Raw genomic sequence first — 14,946 nt, forward strand, 5'->3', positions numbered from 1 at the left:
CTCATCCTTTGTTATGACGCCCACGGGAGCGCGACGCTTGTAGGGCCCAGGGCGCGCGTCACTGCTTTAGGGGATAGGCCGTTGGCGCGAGGCGCGACCGAACGGATGTCACGGAAAATTCATCTTTGGGGTGCAGGGTGTCGCCCCTGCCCCTGCGTGCCACGGCGGCAGGCAGGGGCAAGCGGCGCTGGCCGGCTAGAAAGGTCGGCCGATGGCGTTGCAGATATTGGGGTTGCCGATACTGCGCAGGCTGGCGGGCGTCACGAAGGCGTTCCGTATCGCGGCCTTCCAGATCGCCGGCAAGGGTTGCAGGTTGTTGTTGAGCAGTGCCGCATCGTTAGTGACCAGCGAACCGTACTGGCGGGCAAAGAACGCCCGCACCTGGGCGGTTTGCGTCGCATCGGCGTAGCACTGGCTGAAAATCGCGGTGCTAAAGCCCAGGATCGGATACCCGACGCTGGGAAATGGCACCACCGAGGGGTCATTGCCATCGAACGAAGCGGCGAACACCGGTACCCACCTGATGGGGTCGCTGAACGGGCCGGTCGATAGGTTCGCCGTCGGCGGGCTGATCAGGCTGATGGCGTTGACGATGTTCGCCGGTGTCGGGGCTATCCCCCCTACCCGCGCTACCTTGCTGCCATCTTCCAGCCCGGCAAGGGTGCTGGATGCGTGGCTGGAACCGATGAAGGTCACACTCCCCGGGGTTGCATTGAGCACTTCCATGATCTGGGGGCTGCCCTGCGCGCTCTTGGCGGTCTGTGGCACCGAGGCTGGATAAGCGTTGGCGAAGAACCGGGTCACCGCGAAAGGCCCGGCCGGTTCAGAGCACTTGGCATTGAGAAAACGGGTAAACAGCTCGGTGGTGCCACTGGGCCCTTGCGGGTAGACCACCGTCAGCGGTCCGTAAGTGCCTGCACCGCTCGACAGGTACTCCCAACGGTCCAGCCGGCCCGAGAAGATCCCGCACACGTCATTGACGCTCAGGTCCAGGTTGCCAATGCCGGCCTTGTTGAAGCGGATCGCCACCGCCGTGGCGGCGACGGGCACCTGGATCAACGGCCCCCAGCTCGCGCCATGGGCCATGGAGTAGCCGTCGAGTTCGCTGCCTCTCAACTTCGATTCAGTGGCCACCCAGTGCACGTTCCGGGTAGGGGCGCCCGGAATCAGGCGGTTGTAGTCGTTGTTCAGAAAGGCTTCCTTGTCCCCGAGATCAGAGCCGATGTAGGGCGCAAAACCCGCCGTCAGTACCCCGGGCGCCAGGTAGTACGACTGCGGCAGCGTCGACCCGCCACCGTTGATATCCGCCAGGGCCAACTGGGCACATAGGGCGCTGCCCACCAGTGACGTGGCTAACCAATGCATTTTGAACATGACATGACTCCTGTCGTATCAGGACGGGCGAGCACTCGTGCCGGACCGTTGTGCCGAGCATGAAAAAAATCAGCAACGGTCGAAACCGTTGCTGATCCGGGTGCTGCAGGTATCGGACGCGAGAGTTACAGCGGACGGCCGATGGCGTTGCAGACGCTGGCGTTACCGATGCTCAGGCCGCTGGAGGCAGTGACGAACGAGTCACGTACTGCGGTTTTCCAGGCAGCTGGCAGAGGCACGAAGCGGTTGTTGTTGATGGCGGTGTCGTTGTTCACCAGGGCACCGTAGTGACGGCTGAAGAAAGCCCGTACTTGCGAAGTCTGGTTAGCGTCGGCGTAGCACTGGCTGAAGATCAGGTTGGTGAAGCCCAGGATTGGGTAACCGCTGGTTGGGTACAGGCGCAGGCTCTTGTCGCTTGGGTTGGCGTCGATGTTGGCCTGGGAAGTGAAGACAGGAACCCACAGGTTCTGGTCGCCACGAACAGTGGTATCAGGCACGGCAACCGCGGCGATAGCCGAGGAAACGTTGGCAGGCGCCGGGGAAACGCCAGCCACCTTGGCCACCTTGGTAGCGTCGTCCAGGCCGGCCAGGGTCGGCGCGGCGTAGTCCGGGCTCATGTAGGTGATGCGACCGTCGCCTGCGTTCAGCGCGTCCATGACGCCTTGGCTGGTAACAGCGGCAACCGCACCGGCAGGCAGGCCGCCCGAGTAGCTGGAAGCGAAGTTGGTGCTCACGGCGAAGGTGCCGGTCTCGGCGCACTTGGCGTTCAGGAAGCGGGTGAACAGCTCGGTGGTGCCGCTGCTTTCATTGCGGTAAACCACGGTGATGGCGCCGGTACGGCCCGAAGTCGGAAGCTGCTCCCACTTGGAAACGCGCCCCGAGAACACGCCGCACAGGTCATTGACGCTCAGGTCAACGGCGGTGGAACCAGCCTTGTTGAATGGAACGGCAACCGAAGTGGCCACCGAAGGCACCTGGATCAGCTTGCCCCAGGCCGCTTGGTGATTGTCTTCATAACCTTTGAGCTCTGCTGCGCTGAGCTTGGAATCGCTACCGGCCCAGTGCACGTTCTTGCCAGTGGTGCCGGCCACGAACTTGGTGTAGTCGTTGTTCAGGAAGGCAGCCTTGCCGTTGCCGCTGCCTACGCCGATGTAGGGAGCGAAGCCGGCGGTCAGTACGCCAGCGGTCTGGTACAGCGGTTGTGGCAGGGTTGCGCCACCGCCGTTGATATCAGCCATTGCAGCCTGTGCCGAGCACAGGGCAGCCAGGGTCAGGGATGCCGCGAGAACGTTGCGCTTAAACATGAAGAATCTCCTTTCGTCGTGTTCGTACGTTGGGTGAATAGCTCTTGCATGACGCCATGGCACTCGGGCCAGAAGCCTTGATCCAGACGGCTTGATGGGTGAGGCCATGGGGAGAGAAGTTCGCAGTTTCCGGTGACAGATAAAGGAAAAAACCTCGGGAGAAAGCGCCTGTTTTTGCAAAAGATTCTCGGGTGTTTGTCGGAGGTTTTCGCGCCTTTCCCGGGAAAATGACCGCCAGGTTGCCGGGGCTGGAAGCGGCATTGCCCTGCAAGCGCCGAGGGGGCTGGCCACCGGGTCTGAACATGACAGAACGAGGAACCCGAGGTTGGCCCGTTGCCTGGTCGGGAGTGAGGCACGCGGCGCGAAATTTTATGGCTGCCCTGCCCTGTGCTTCGCACCACCGCTTCGCTCTCGTAGGAGCCGGCTTGCCGGCGAAGAGGGCCGCCAGCCCTGCATCGCCGCTGCCGACGCCTTCGCTGGCAAGCCAGCGCCTACGGACCGGGCCGGACCGGGCCGGACGGGGTCAGGTCGGGCGGGGTTGTGCGGTTCAGGTGACCAGTTGGTTGATCTCGATGATCGGCAGCAGTACCGCCATCACGATCACCAGCACCACACCGCCCATCACCACGATCATCAAGGGTTCGAGCAAGGCGGTCATGCCCATGGCCCGACGCTCGATATCCCGCGACAGGGTCTGCGCCGCCCGTTCCAGCATCGGCGGCAAGGCGCCGGTCTTCTCGCCGCTGGCGATCAGGTGGATCAGCACCGGCGGAAAGACTTTTTCCACCCGCAGCGCCGCCGCCAGGTTGGCGCCTTCGCGCACCTTGGCCGTGGCCTCGCTCACGCTCTGGCTCAGGCGGTCGTTGGACAGGGTCTGGCGCGCCGCTTCCAGGGCCCGCAACAAAGGCACCCCGGCGCTGCCGAGGATCGCCAGGGTCGAGGCAAAACGTGCGGTGTTCAGCCCCAGGACAAAGCGCCCGATCAGCGGCAGGCGTAGGATCCGGCTGTGCCAGTTCAAGCGCGCCCGGGGGTTGCGCAGGTACACCCGCCAGCCCCAGAACCCGGCGACCATGGCGGCAAAGCACAGGCCGCCCCAGGCACGGATGAAATCACTGGCATTGAGCATGGCCAGGGTCAGCCCCGGCAGGTCCTGGCGCGCCTGGGAGAAGGCACTGACCACCTGAGGCACCACATAGCTGAGCAGGAAGATCACGATGCCGATGGACACCAGCCCCACCACCCCCGGGTAGATAAAGGCGGTGAGGATCTTGCCCCGCAGGCCGTTGCGCTCTTCGATGTAGTCCGCCAGCCGCTCCATGACCTGGGCCAGGTCGCCGGACTCTTCGCCGGCGGCAATCAGCGCCCGGTAGATCTCCGGAAAATCCCTGGGCCGCGCCGCCAGGGCCTCGGCCAGGCGCATGCCGCTGCGCACATCCGCGCGCACCGCGCTCAGGGTCTGGGCGATGTGCTTGCGCTCGGCCTGCTCCACCGTGGCGCTCAGCGCGGCCTCCAGCGGCAGGCTGGCCCCCAGCAGGCTGGCCAGCTGGCGGGTGGCCCAGGCCAGGTCGTTGTCCGAGAGCCTGGGGCGCAGCAGCCCCCCTGCTCCGCCGTCGCCGCCGTTGCCATCGAGCTGCACCAGCAAGGCGGTCAGGCCGCGGCTGCGCAGGCTGGCGAAGGCCGCACCCTGGCTGTCGGCTTCCAGGTGCCCGGATTCGATCTTGCCGAGGGCGTCGGCGGCTTCATAGCGATAGCGATTCATCAGGCGTCCCGTGTCACACGCAGGATTTCTTCCGGCGCGGTGGCGCCGCTGCGCACCCAGCGTTCACCGTCCTCGCGCATGCTGAACATCCCGGCCCGGCGCGCGGCGGCACGCAGGGCCTGCTCCTCCGCGCCCTGGTGGATCAGGCTGCGCACATCGTCATCGATGCAGAACAGCTCATGGATCCCGGTTCGCCCGCTGTAGCCGATGTGGTTGCAGGCCGGGCAGCCCACCGGGCGCCAGGTGCCGGGGTTGGCCGGGTCCTGCTCCTTGCACTGGCTGCACAGGCGCCGCACCAGGCGCTGGGCCAGCACCCCGAGCATCGACGAGGCCAGGAGAAACGGCTCCACCCCCATGTCGATCAGGCGGTTGACCGCCGATACCGCGTCGTTGGTGTGCAGGGTCGCCAGCACCAGGTGCCCGGTGAGCGAGGCCTGGACCGCGATCTGCGCGGTCTCCAGGTCGCGGATCTCGCCGATCATGATGATGTCCGGGTCCTGGCGCAGGATCGCCCGCAGGGCCAGGGCGAAGGTCATGTCGATCTTGGCGTTGACCTGGATCTGGCTGATGCCCGGCAGGTCGTATTCCACCGGGTCCTCGACGGTGAGGATATTGCTGGTGCTGGCATCCAGCCGGGCCAGGGCCGCGTAGAGGCTGGTGGTCTTGCCGCTGCCGGTGGGCCCGGTGACCAGGACGATGCCGTGGGGCTGGCGGATCAGGGTATCCAGGCGCGCCAGCAGGTCCGGGTCCATGCCCAGGGTCTCCAGTTGCAGGCGCCCGGCCTGCTTGTCCAGCAGGCGCATCACCACCCGCTCGCCATGCCCGGTGGGCACCGTGGACACACGGATATCGATGGGCCGCCCGGCCACCCGCAGGGCGATGCGCCCGTCCTGGGGCAGGCGTTTTTCGGCGATGTCCAGCTGGGCCATGATCTTGATCCGCGACACCAGCGCGCCGTGCAGCGCCTTGCGTGGCGACACCACGTCGCGCAGGGTGCCGTCGACCCGGTAGCGCACCACCGAATGGGTCTCGAAGGGTTCGATATGGATATCGCTGGCCTCGTCCCGCGCGGCCTGGGTGAGCAAGGCGTTGATCATGCGGATTACCGGGGCGCCGTCCTGGGTGTCCAGCAGGTCGGTGATTTCCGGCATGTCCTGCATCAGGCGGTCCAGGTCCACCTCGTTCTCCGCCGCCCCGACCACCGCTGCTGCGCTGCCGGTGTCGGCGTAGGCGGTGGCCAGCAGGCCGTCGAGTTCCTCGTCGCGAATCCGCTCCAGGCGCGCCGGGCCGAACTGGCGGCGGGCTTCGCTGATGGACCAGCCAGGCGTCGAGGGGCACACCAGCAGCACCGCGCCCTGCTCGGTGTGGCGCAGGAGGATGCGCTGGGACTTGGCCCAGGCGTAGGGCAACTGGGTGGTCATGGCTGTGGCTCCTTGTGGGGTGCGGCGCCATTGCGTGGGCTGCCACGGTGAAACCCGCGATGCCCGACGGCCTGGAAATGAATGGGGGTATCCCCCATAAGGCGCCGGCTTGCCAGCGCAGGCGCCAGCAAGATCAGCGCCCGATCCACGGGCCGCTTCGCCGGCAAGCCGGTGCCTACGAAGGGCTTGGCAGCCCGGATTTGGGGCCCCTTTGCCCCGTTCATTGCACCGGCACCGCGCGAATCGGCGCCCGCGGCGTCTGCGGTACGCCCTGCAGGGACACCGGCACTGCCCCGGGGATCGCCTTGCTCGCCGCCGGCAGTTGCGGCGCCTGGATATCCGGCATCACCCAACTGCGCTCCGGCTGCAACTGGCCCTGTACCCGGCGCATGAAGTCATAGCGATTGAGGGTAATGCTGCGCCCCGCGCCACTGTCGCGAATGATGTAGGGCCGCAGGAACACCATCAGGTTGGTCTTGGTCACGCTGCGCTTGTCGTTGCGAAACAGCACCCCGAGCCCGGGGATGTTCGACAGCCACGGCACTGCGTCGTTGCTCTGGCTGTAGCCGTCCTGCAGCAGGCCGCCGAGCACCATGATCTGCCCGTCATCCAGCAGGATGCTGGTGTCGATCGCCCGCTTGTTGGTCACGGTGCCGGCGTCCACCGAAGCCCGCTGGTCGACGCTGCTGACCTCCTGGTAGATATCCAGCTTCACCGTGCCGCCTTCGGAGATCTGCGGCCGCACATTGAGCTTCAGACCCACTTCTTCACGCTGCACGGTCTGGAACGGGTTGTTGCTGGTGCCGCCACCGCCGGTCACATAGCTGCCGGTGACAAAGGGAATGGTCTGGCCGACGAAGATGCTCGCCGCCTCGTTGTCCAGGGTCAACAGGTTGGGCGTCGACAACACGTTGGTGCCGCCCTTGCTCTTCAATGCCCGGGCCAGGACCTTGAGGTCCAGCACCTTGCCGATCCCCGGGATGTCCACCGTGCCGTTGACCACGCCGACGTTCAGGCCCTTGGGCAACACGTCGATGCTGGTCTTGCTCGCCGGCGTGCCCACCAGCCCGCTGCCACCGAGGTTGACCCCGCCAAAGCCGCCGCGCCCGGCGAGATTGCCGGCCTGCCACTGCACGCCGAACTCGCTGGCATCGTCTTCGCTGACTTCGACGATCAGGCTCTCGATCACCACCTGGGCGCGACGCTGGTCGAGCTGGTCGATGACCTCCCGCAGGTTGCGGTACAGCGGGTCCGGCGCCGAGATCAGCAAGGTGTTGGTGGTGGCATCGGCCTGGATGGTCACGCCACCGGCACTGAAGGCGGTGTTCTGGTCATTCTGCTGGCCCGTGCCGCCCTGGCCGGCGCTGCTGCCCTGGCCGTAGGCACCACTGCCGCTGCTGCTGTTGTTCAGGTTGCCACTGGCGGTGGGCGTGCCGCTGCTGTTCTGGCTCGCGCCCTGGGCGCCCTGGCTGTTGCCGCCCATGCCGCTGAGCATGGCCCGGGCGCCGTCGCTGCCGGCGCTGTCGCTTTCCCCGGTGAGCAGCCCGCGCAGGGCCTGGGCCAGCTTGCCGGCCTGGGCGTTGCGCAGGTACACCACGTGCAGGTTGCTGGGGTTGCTCTGGGCGTTGTCCAGTTTGTAGATCAGGTTGCGCGCCAGTTCGGTGCGCTCCGGGCTGCCGGCACGGATGATGATGGAGTTGGAGCGCGGGTCGCCGATCACGCTGATCTTCTGGGTCTGGTCGGCGCCCTGGGTTTCCAGCAGTTCGGCGACCATGGTGGCGATGTCCACGGCGATGCCGTTCTGCACCGCCACCACATCGGTGTCGATGGCGCTCGGGGTGTCGATGCCGTTGATGATCTGCGCCACCCGCTGCAGGTTCTCCGCGTAGTCGGTGACCACGATGGTGTTGTTGCCCGGGTAGGCATTGATCGGGTTGTTCGGCGAGACGATGGGCCGCAGCACCGGAATCAGGTTCACCGCATTTTCATATTGCAGGCGGAAGGTGCGGGTCAGCATGCCGTTGCCCGCCGGCTTGTCGGCGCTGTAGATCGGCCCGCCCAGCAGCTTGGCGTCGGCTTCGGGCACCACCTGGGCCACCCCGCCCACGTCCACCACGGAGAAACCCTGCATGCGCAGGGCCGCCAGCAGCATGTCGTAGGCCTGGTGCGCCGGCACCTGGCCTTCGCTGACCAGGGTCAGGTTGCCCTTGACCCGTGGGTCCACCAGGAACTGCTGGCCGGTGGAACGGGACAGCGCGCGCACCACCGCCTGGATATCGGCGTCGACGAAGTTCAACTGCACCGGCTGATCCCCCAGAGGATTGCGCGGCACGCTGGTGCTGCGCGACGTGCCCTGGGCGCGGCTGCTGCTGGTCACCGGGTGCAGGACTTTCGGCCGTTGCGCCTGTTGCGCCTGCAAGCGCTCGCGGTCCGCCAGCAGATCGCCGCTGCGCCGGGTGTCGGCCAGGGGCTGGCCCAGCTCGCTGTCCACCAGCAAGGGCGGCGGCGTGGTGGAGGTGGTGTTGCTGCAAGCCCCCAGCGCCAGCAGCAGAAAAGGTGCGGCCTTGCGACACTGGCGCACGTAGTTGGAACCTGACCACTTCATGAAGCTTCCTTAGCGCCCTGCGCCTGATCCATGCGAACGGTCCCGGACAGTGTGCCTGCCGAGTCTTGGGCGGCGGCCGCGTCTGCGCGTTGCAGACGAGCCTCCACCACCTGCAGTGAAAACTGCCGGGGAGCCCCCAGCAGCCAGCCGACCACGGCATCCGCCGGGGCCTGCTCAAAGGTCAACCGCCAGCTCTCGGGGCCGGCTTGATCCGCGTGTTGCAACTGGTAGCGGCCCTGGAGCCCGGCCGCATCCAGGGCCTGGCGCAGGGCCTGTTCCAGGCTTTCGCCCGGGGCATTGCGAGGGCCCGCCGCGACCTCGTGCAGCAGCACTTCCAGGGCCTCGGCCTGGGAGCGCAGCTTGGGTGTCTCGGCTTGCCAGTAGTCGATCTTCTTCAGCGGCGGCTGGATCAGCAGCAACCACAGCAACAGCCCCAGCAACCCCAGGGCAGTAGCCCCCAGCAAGCGCTTTTCCCGCAGGGCCATGCCGTTCCAGTGGCCCAGGGCCTGGGCCCGCAGGCGCGACCAGCGCGCCCGATACGGCGCCAGCATGGCCTTATTCATTGTCTTCCCCCGTTGCCTCGGCTGTGCTCTCTTCGGCTGGAGCCTGCCCCGGGGCCAGGCTCCAGCCATTGCCCTGGGCCTGGACGCTGTAGCCGGCCTGGATCAGGGCCCCCTGCCAGGCGCTGTCGGCGGTTTTCGGGGTGTCTGGCAACAATTGGAGCTGCAAGCGCTGCCCGGAAAACTCCAGGCTTTGCACGCTACCCACCATGAACGGCATGGCCAGCCCCGCCTGGGCCAGCAGGTGGGCGAAGCCCTGGCTCGGGTCCGCCGCAGCGCCGCTCTGGCGCGCCGCCAGTTGCTGGCGAGCCTGTTGCAACGGATTGAGCACCACCGGCAATTCGGGGAATACCTGCTTCACCCGCTGGCTCATCTGCGCCTTGAGCCGCTGCCCCTGCTCTGCCTCGCGGGCGGCGTACAGGTTCAGGCCCAGCACCCAGACCGCCACCGCCAGGGCGCAGCAGCCCAGGGCCCGGCCCCAGCCCCGGGGGGCGCGGGTGCCGGCCAGCGCGCCGCTGTGCAGGCCCCAGGAAGGCGACGTGCCGCTCCAGCGCAATTGCGCCGGCAGGGATTCTGGCGCTGGCAATGGTTGCCCCGGCAGCGCTGGCACTTCGCCGATCCAGCACAGCTCGCTGGCGCTGGCGCGCAACTGCTCCAGGGTCTCGGCCACCAGGGGCTGCACGCTGCCCTGGGTGGCGCTCTGGCGCACCAGCAACTGTTCGTCCAGCAGGCACAGGTTGACCTGCCCCGGGGGCGGCACCGCCAAGGCGTAGGGCGCCGGGTACAGGCCGGCGAGCTTCAACCCGGCCTGCTCCAGCAGCCGCCCCAGGGCCTGCAGGCGTTCCCGGGGCAGCCAGCTCAGCGCCACCTGGCCCTCTGCATCGCGGGGGCCGTGGGCCACATGCATCTGTTCACTGGAGCCGAGGATCAGCGCCTGGGCAGCGCAGGCCACCGCGGCCTTGATCCGCGCAGCGGGCAATTGCGGCAATGGGATCTGGGTCAGCAGGCTGTCCAGTGGGTGCAGGAAACACTCCACTGCGGGCGGCTTGTCACCCTTGCCCGGCAACCCCAGCTGGCCCAGGGCACAGCAACCGGTATCCGTGATCCGCCCGCCGCGATCGAGCCTTGCAAAATCCACTCGGCACTGCTGCGGCTGCTCGGTGCCGAGCAACAAGTCCAGGGGCGGCAGGCCGATGCGCAGGCGGCTCATGCGCCCACCCGCGACCAGATCACCTGGGGCATGCGGTCCTCGGGACGGTGCAGCAGCGCTTGCAGGCTGACCCGGCGCTGATCACGGCGGGCCTGGCCCTGAAGCAGGAACCACTCGCTGGTGATGCCGACCTTGATCTGGTCCACCTGCAACTGCGGCAGGCGCAGGCGATTGACGAAGTCGCCACGGTTGATGAACCAGTGCCCGGCGTCACGCTCGGCCACCAGGGCCCGGGCCCGGGACAGATCCAGGCCCGGCACCGCCGCCACCAGCACCTCGGCGCTGGCGGTGTTGCCGTTGATCCAGGTATTGCCCGGCAGGATGCTCACGTACGGCTCCAGGCGCGCCAGCAGTTCCGGGGTCACGCCCTCAAGGCCCAGCAAGTCGTCCAGGCTGCGCAGCATCGGCTGCCTGGGCGCCAGGGTCTGCGCCGCAGCGCCTGCCGAGGTCTGGCGACCGCTGTTGAAACTGCCATGGCTGCTGGTGGCGGCTGGCGCCTGCAGGCGCTGGGGGTAGGAAGCGATCACCCGCTGGCTGATGCGCCGGCCCAGGGCGCCGTCGATGCCGATCAGTTGGCACAACTGCTGGAAGCTCTGCAGTTGCCCCGCATCCACCTGCTGGTTGAACACCAGGTTGCGCAGGTTGAACTTGCCCTGCAGGTCTTGCAGGTGGCCCTGGAACCCGGCGTTGAATCCACCCAGGGCCTGGTCGCCGATGGGCCGCGCCCAGGCCTGGTCGAGGCGTGTCAACACATCACGCTGGCGCGCGTCCCAGAGCAGTTGCCGGCTGTATTCCAGGCCGCCCTGAAGCACCCCGGCAGCGACGATCCGCGCCTGTTCGGCTTCCACCGCACGGGTGAAAGAGGTTTGCCGGGCAAGCATGCCCCCGGCGATCACCGCCACCACCGCGGCGATCAGCAAGGCGCTGATGATGGCCATGCCACGCTGCTTCGCCGCACTGGGCGAATGGGCTTTCACGACCGGCCCTATAGTTGCCAGGAGCCGATATCGGCATTCACGCCGTCGCCGTCGGGCTGGCCATCGGCGCCGAGGGAAAACACATCCACTTCGCCGTTGGCACCGGGGTTGAGGTAGTGATACGGGCGGCCCCAGGGGTCATTGGGCAGACGTTCCAGGTAGGAGCGCCAGTTGCTGTCCTTGGCATTGGCCGGGCGCTCCACCAGCACCTTCAGGCCCTGGTTCATGTTCGGGTAGCTGCCGTGGTCCAGGCGATAGAGCTTGAGGGCCTGCATGAGCCCGGCGATGTCCTGCCTGGCCGCCGTGGCCCGTGCCTGGTCCGGGCGATCCAGGACCTTGGGCACCACCATGGCTGCCAGGATCCCGAGGATCACCACCACGACCATGATCTCGATCAGGGTGAAGCCACGCTGGCCGCGCAGGCCTCGGGGCGGGGATGTTACAGGCGCGATATCCATCTCGACATTCCTTGGCGTAAGTTCGATTCGTCGCGCAGTGTTGCAAGAAGATATGTCAGTGGTATTGAAAAACCTCGGGAGTTTCGGTCGCCATTCGGTCAAGCCCGCAGGCTAGTCTGCGAGGCTGTTTCCCGGTCTCGAGCGGCCCATGCAAGCCCTGCGCAAACAAGCTGGTTTCACCCTGATCGAAGTACTGGTGGCCCTGGCCATCATTGCCGTGGCGATGGCTGCGGCGGTGCGCGTGGCGGGCCTGATGACCCAGAGCAATGGCCTGCTGCGGGACAAATCCCTGGCCTTGCTGGCGGCCCAGAGCCGGGTCGCCGAAGTGCGCCTGGAAGGCCGCCTGAACAGCGGCGTGAAGAACCTCGACTGCGACCAGGGACGGCTCAAGCTGCGCTGCGAAACCCGCATCGCCCCGGGCAGTGCGCCGGGGCTGGTGCGGGTGCAGGTGCAAGTCAGCGACCGCAGCCGCGAGGCGCCGCCGCTTGCGCGCCTGGAAACCCTGGTCAGCCGGCCGCAGGTACAACGCCAGTGAGGCCTAGCGGGTCAACCGCGGCAGCTCCGGCGAGTCCGGCAACTTGCTGACCTTGATCCGCGACTGCTCGGCGCCGCGCTCGATCAGCACGCCGTCGGCCTCGATCGCAGCCAGGCGCACACCCTGGGTCAGGGTTTCCCCGGCCAGGAAGCTGCGCGGCGGGCCATCGTTCAGATGCAGGATCGCCACTGCGCCACGGGCCCCGGCCATGACCCCGGACACCTTGATCTGCACCTGGGCCGGCTGGTTGGCAAACCACTGCAGGGCCGGGTTGTCGGAACGCGCGGCCAGCACCTGGGGCGCCACCGCCGGGGTCTGGGATTCGGCCGGGGTCAGCAGCAGCGACGACCAGGTGGCGACCCCACCCAGGGCCGCCAGCAAGGCCGCGTACTGCAGCAGTCGAGGGGCATCAAGGCGCGGGGCGAATGACATGGCACGTAGCATCGGGGGGACCTCCTGTTTGTCCGTGCCCCCAGCCTACCGCTCAATTCTCACGGTTTTATTTCACCGGACGATCATCTGCGTCTAGCAGGCTGGTCCGAGGGCCAAGGAGTGCAATCCGATGCAGGCAGGCAAGCAACAAGGCTTCACCCTGATCGAGCTGATGGTGGTGCTGGTGATCATCGGCATTGCCAGCGCGGCCGTGGGCCTGAGCATCAAGCCCGACCCGCTGCAACTGCTGCGCAAGGACGCCGAGCGCCTGGCGCAACTGCTGCAAGTGGCCCAGGCCGAAGCCCGCGCCGATGGTCGGCCGATCACCTGGCGAGCCACGGCCAAGGGCTTTGCCTTCAGCCGCCACAGCGAATCCGGAGGCGGCATCGATGACTTGCGTGGCGACCCCCAACTGCGCCCCCGGGCCTGGGAAACCCCGGCGCTGCAAGTGCGCATCGAACCCAGGCAGCGCCTGGTATTGAACGCCGAATGGATCAACCCGCCGCTGCGCCTGTTGTTGTCCGACGGCCAGCACAGCCTGAGCCTGGAACGCAGCGCCGCCGGCCAACTGCGGGTGGTGACCCAGCCATGAAGCGTCGGCAGCAGGGGTTCACCCTGATCGAAGTGATGGTGGCGATCATGCTGATGGCGGTGGTCAGCCTGATTGCCTGGCGCGGCCTGGACAGCGTCACCCGCGCCGACAGCCATCTCAAGGCCAGCACCGAACAGACCGAAGAACTGCTGCGCACCCTCAACCAGCTGGAACGTGACGTGGCCCTGCGTGCCGGCACCCAGCTGCGCGAGCCGGCCCTGGGCGACAGCGAAGAAGCCGAGCCCGACAGCCCGGCCCCGCTGAGCGTGCGCAGCTCCGACAGCAAGGGCTTTCGCCTGGAGGTGATACGCAGCGCCGCCACCCCGGGGGAAGGCCTGCAACGGGTGCGCTGGTGGCTCAAGGGCGACACCCTGTACCGCGCCGTGGCCGAGCCCCGCGACCGCTACCCTTTGCCCGCGCCGCGCGACGGCGTGGCGGTGCTGAACCGGGTCAGCGACCTGCAAGTACGGGTCTGGGATGCCGACAAAGGCTGGCGCCAGCTCAGCGGCAACCGCCAGGACAGCCCCCTGGGCCTGGAGATCCGCCTGGTGCGCCAGACGCCCCAGGGCGAAGAGCGCTACCGGCAAGTGCTGGGGCCGTTGCAATAACCCTCTCCCGTAGGAGCCGGCTTGCCGGCGAACCGCGTAGCGGCCAGGCCCTGAGAATTCGGCAAATAGCGCCGGCCCCTTCGCTGGCAAGCCAGCTCCTACAGGGGGCTGTTGGTGTTTCGCGGATCAGCTCAGGAGCACCACGCCGCCGGGCAATTCGGTGCACTTGGCACCGTAGGCGTCGCGGATCAGCAAGGCCACGCCAGCCAGCTGGTTGAGGTTGAAACGCGCCTGGACCTTGCGCTTGCCCAGTTCGGCATTGAGCAGCACCAGCATTCCCGGGCGGTAGCGATTGATCTCGCTGATCACCGTGTTGAGGCTGGCGTTGTCGAACACCAGGACCTGCTCGCGCCAGGCAATCACGCTGTGGATGTCCACCAGCTGGGGCTCGCCGATGCTGCGCGGGTCGTAGGTCAGCTGGCGGCCGCTGTCCAGGCCAATGCTGCGCCCGGCCACGTCCACTTGCAGGCTGCCTTCGATGCAGGTGACGCACACCTGGTGGTCGGTGTTGCGCAGGTTGAAGCGCGCCTGGCGCGCGCTGAGCCAGCCCTCGCCGGCCTGGACCTTGAGCGGCTGCAGGCGCTGGCTGAAGACTTCCACTTCGCCTTCCAGCAGTTCGATGCCCTGCTCGCCCGCGCCCAGGTCACGCCGGCTGATGCGGGTCTGGGTGTTGAGCTCCAGGCTCACGCCCTCGGCCAGATCCACCCGGCGCTGTTCGCCGACTTCGGTGGCAAAGTCGGCGGTCAATCCGGCAAAGCCGCCCGGCACCGTGAGCCGCACCATGAACAGCGCCGCCGAGGCCGCCAGGGCGCCGCCAAGAAAGGCCCGGCGGCCAAAGTGCCGCGGCCGCGCTTGCTGTTCCAGCAGCGCCGCTGCCGGTTGCAGGCAATGCCACAGGGCCTTGGTCTGCTCGAAGGCGGCCGCGTGCTGCGGGCTTTGCCCGCACCATTGGCGCAGCGCCCGGGCATCAGCGGCGGTGGCCCGCCCCGACGTCAGAAGGACCAGCCAGTCCCGGGCTTCGCTCAGCAACTGCTGGTCCGCCGAGGCCTGGGGTGTGGAGATGCTAAAAATGTTCAAGCGCGCAGGTACTCACGGATTGATCAGGGCTCTT

14 protein-coding genes are annotated in these 14,946 nt (G+C 67.3%); 3 read left to right on the plus strand and 11 right to left on the minus strand.

Translation table 11 applies throughout. The features are described from left to right. Nucleotides 1-195: 195 nt before the first annotated feature. From AC1RCO_RS07000 to gspG, 9 genes are all read right to left on the minus strand, one after another. Nucleotides 196-1,374 carry a substrate-binding domain-containing protein gene (locus tag AC1RCO_RS07000; protein ID WP_011061053.1) on the minus strand — a complete coding sequence of 393 codons (1,179 nt, stop codon included), beginning with the start codon at nt 1,372-1,374 and terminating at the stop codon, nt 196-198. A gap of 125 nt (nt 1,375-1,499) precedes the next feature. Continuing rightward, entirely contained in the window at nt 1,500-2,678 is a 1,179-nt protein-coding gene (locus AC1RCO_RS07005) for a substrate-binding domain-containing protein (RefSeq protein ID WP_492617569.1), read from the minus strand. Between the two features lie 547 nt (nt 2,679-3,225). Continuing rightward, nucleotides 3,226-4,437: a type II secretion system inner membrane protein GspF gene (gspF, locus tag AC1RCO_RS07010; RefSeq protein WP_011061051.1), complete on the minus strand. Its 1,212-nt coding sequence runs from the start codon at nt 4,435-4,437 to the stop codon at nt 3,226-3,228. After that, complete coding sequence (gene gspE, locus AC1RCO_RS07015; protein WP_015635436.1) at nt 4,437-5,858, minus strand: type II secretion system ATPase GspE; 1,422 nt, start codon at nt 5,856-5,858, stop codon at nt 4,437-4,439. Before gspE ends, gspF begins: the two co-directional genes overlap by 1 nt. Nucleotides 5,859-6,078: 220 nt before the next feature. Continuing rightward, nucleotides 6,079-8,463, minus strand: a complete 2,385-nt coding sequence (gene gspD, locus AC1RCO_RS07020; RefSeq protein WP_065363918.1) for a type II secretion system secretin GspD — start codon at nt 8,461-8,463, stop codon at nt 6,079-6,081. Then, nucleotides 8,460-9,026, minus strand: a complete 567-nt coding sequence (gene gspM, locus AC1RCO_RS07025; protein ID WP_492617570.1) for a type II secretion system protein GspM — start codon at nt 9,024-9,026, stop codon at nt 8,460-8,462. Before gspM ends, gspD begins: the two co-directional genes overlap by 4 nt. Further along, nucleotides 9,019-10,233 carry a type II secretion system protein GspL gene (gspL, locus tag AC1RCO_RS07030; protein ID WP_492617571.1) on the minus strand — a complete coding sequence of 405 codons (1,215 nt, stop codon included), beginning with the start codon at nt 10,231-10,233 and terminating at the stop codon, nt 9,019-9,021. The genes gspM and gspL overlap by 8 nt, the downstream gene beginning before the upstream one ends. Then, entirely contained in the window at nt 10,230-11,210 is a 981-nt protein-coding gene (gspK, locus tag AC1RCO_RS07035) for a type II secretion system minor pseudopilin GspK (protein WP_492617572.1), read from the minus strand. The genes gspL and gspK overlap by 4 nt, the downstream gene beginning before the upstream one ends. 8 nt (nt 11,211-11,218) lie before the next feature. Further along, a complete protein-coding gene (gene gspG / locus AC1RCO_RS07040; RefSeq protein WP_011061045.1) occupies nt 11,219-11,668 on the minus strand; it encodes a type II secretion system major pseudopilin GspG in 450 nt (149 codons plus the stop codon). 148 nt (nt 11,669-11,816) lie between these two features. Between gspG and gspI the strand changes: the two genes are divergently transcribed. After that, on the plus strand, nt 11,817-12,203 hold the full coding sequence (gspI, locus tag AC1RCO_RS07045) for a type II secretion system minor pseudopilin GspI (protein WP_011061044.1): 387 nt from the start codon (nt 11,817-11,819) through the stop codon (nt 12,201-12,203). Between the two features lie 3 nt (nt 12,204-12,206). On the opposite strand, the gene AC1RCO_RS07050 is transcribed toward gspI, so the two are convergent. Further along, entirely contained in the window at nt 12,207-12,635 is a 429-nt protein-coding gene (locus AC1RCO_RS07050) for a type II secretion system protein N (RefSeq protein WP_011061043.1), read from the minus strand. 130 nt (nt 12,636-12,765) lie between these two features. On the opposite strand from AC1RCO_RS07050, the gene AC1RCO_RS07055 reads away from it, so the two are divergent. After that, complete coding sequence (locus AC1RCO_RS07055; RefSeq protein ID WP_492617573.1) at nt 12,766-13,227, plus strand: GspH/FimT family pseudopilin; 462 nt, start codon at nt 12,766-12,768, stop codon at nt 13,225-13,227. Continuing rightward, nucleotides 13,224-13,835, plus strand: coding sequence for a type II secretion system minor pseudopilin GspJ (gene gspJ / locus AC1RCO_RS07060; RefSeq protein ID WP_041117921.1), 612 nt, complete (start codon nt 13,224-13,226; stop codon nt 13,833-13,835). The genes AC1RCO_RS07055 and gspJ overlap by 4 nt, the downstream gene beginning before the upstream one ends. 126 nt (nt 13,836-13,961) lie before the next feature. Here gspJ and AC1RCO_RS07065 read toward each other — a convergent pair whose 3' ends face one another. Beyond that, complete coding sequence (locus tag AC1RCO_RS07065) at nt 13,962-14,912, minus strand: FecR family protein (RefSeq protein WP_492617574.1); 951 nt, start codon at nt 14,910-14,912, stop codon at nt 13,962-13,964. Nucleotides 14,913-14,946 lie beyond the last annotated feature (34 nt).

The organism is Pseudomonas sp. GW823-FHT03E05 (assembly GCF_058796855.1).

Coding starts and splice junctions, on each gene's coding strand:
- AC1RCO_RS07000 (WP_011061053.1), bottom strand. CDS start 1,374: ATGTTCAAAATGCATTGGTTAGCCACGTCACTGGTGGGCAGCGCCCTA.
- AC1RCO_RS07005 (WP_492617569.1), bottom strand. CDS start 2,678: ATGTTTAAGCGCAACGTTCTCGCGGCATCCCTGACCCTGGCTGCCCTG.
- gspF (WP_011061051.1), bottom strand. CDS start 4,437: ATGAATCGCTATCGCTATGAAGCCGCCGACGCCCTCGGCAAGATCGAA.
- gspE (WP_015635436.1), bottom strand. CDS start 5,858: ATGACCACCCAGTTGCCCTACGCCTGGGCCAAGTCCCAGCGCATCCTC.
- gspD (WP_065363918.1), bottom strand. CDS start 8,463: ATGAAGTGGTCAGGTTCCAACTACGTGCGCCAGTGTCGCAAGGCCGCA.
- gspM (WP_492617570.1), bottom strand. CDS start 9,026: ATGAATAAGGCCATGCTGGCGCCGTATCGGGCGCGCTGGTCGCGCCTG.
- gspL (WP_492617571.1), bottom strand. CDS start 10,233: ATGAGCCGCCTGCGCATCGGCCTGCCGCCCCTGGACTTGTTGCTCGGC.
- gspG (WP_011061045.1), bottom strand. CDS start 11,668: ATGGATATCGCGCCTGTAACATCCCCGCCCCGAGGCCTGCGCGGCCAG.
- gspI (WP_011061044.1), top strand. CDS start 11,817: ATGCAAGCCCTGCGCAAACAAGCTGGTTTCACCCTGATCGAAGTACTG.
- AC1RCO_RS07050 (WP_011061043.1), bottom strand. CDS start 12,635: ATGTCATTCGCCCCGCGCCTTGATGCCCCTCGACTGCTGCAGTACGCG.
- AC1RCO_RS07055 (WP_492617573.1), top strand. CDS start 12,766: ATGCAGGCAGGCAAGCAACAAGGCTTCACCCTGATCGAGCTGATGGTG.
- gspJ (WP_041117921.1), top strand. CDS start 13,224: ATGAAGCGTCGGCAGCAGGGGTTCACCCTGATCGAAGTGATGGTGGCG.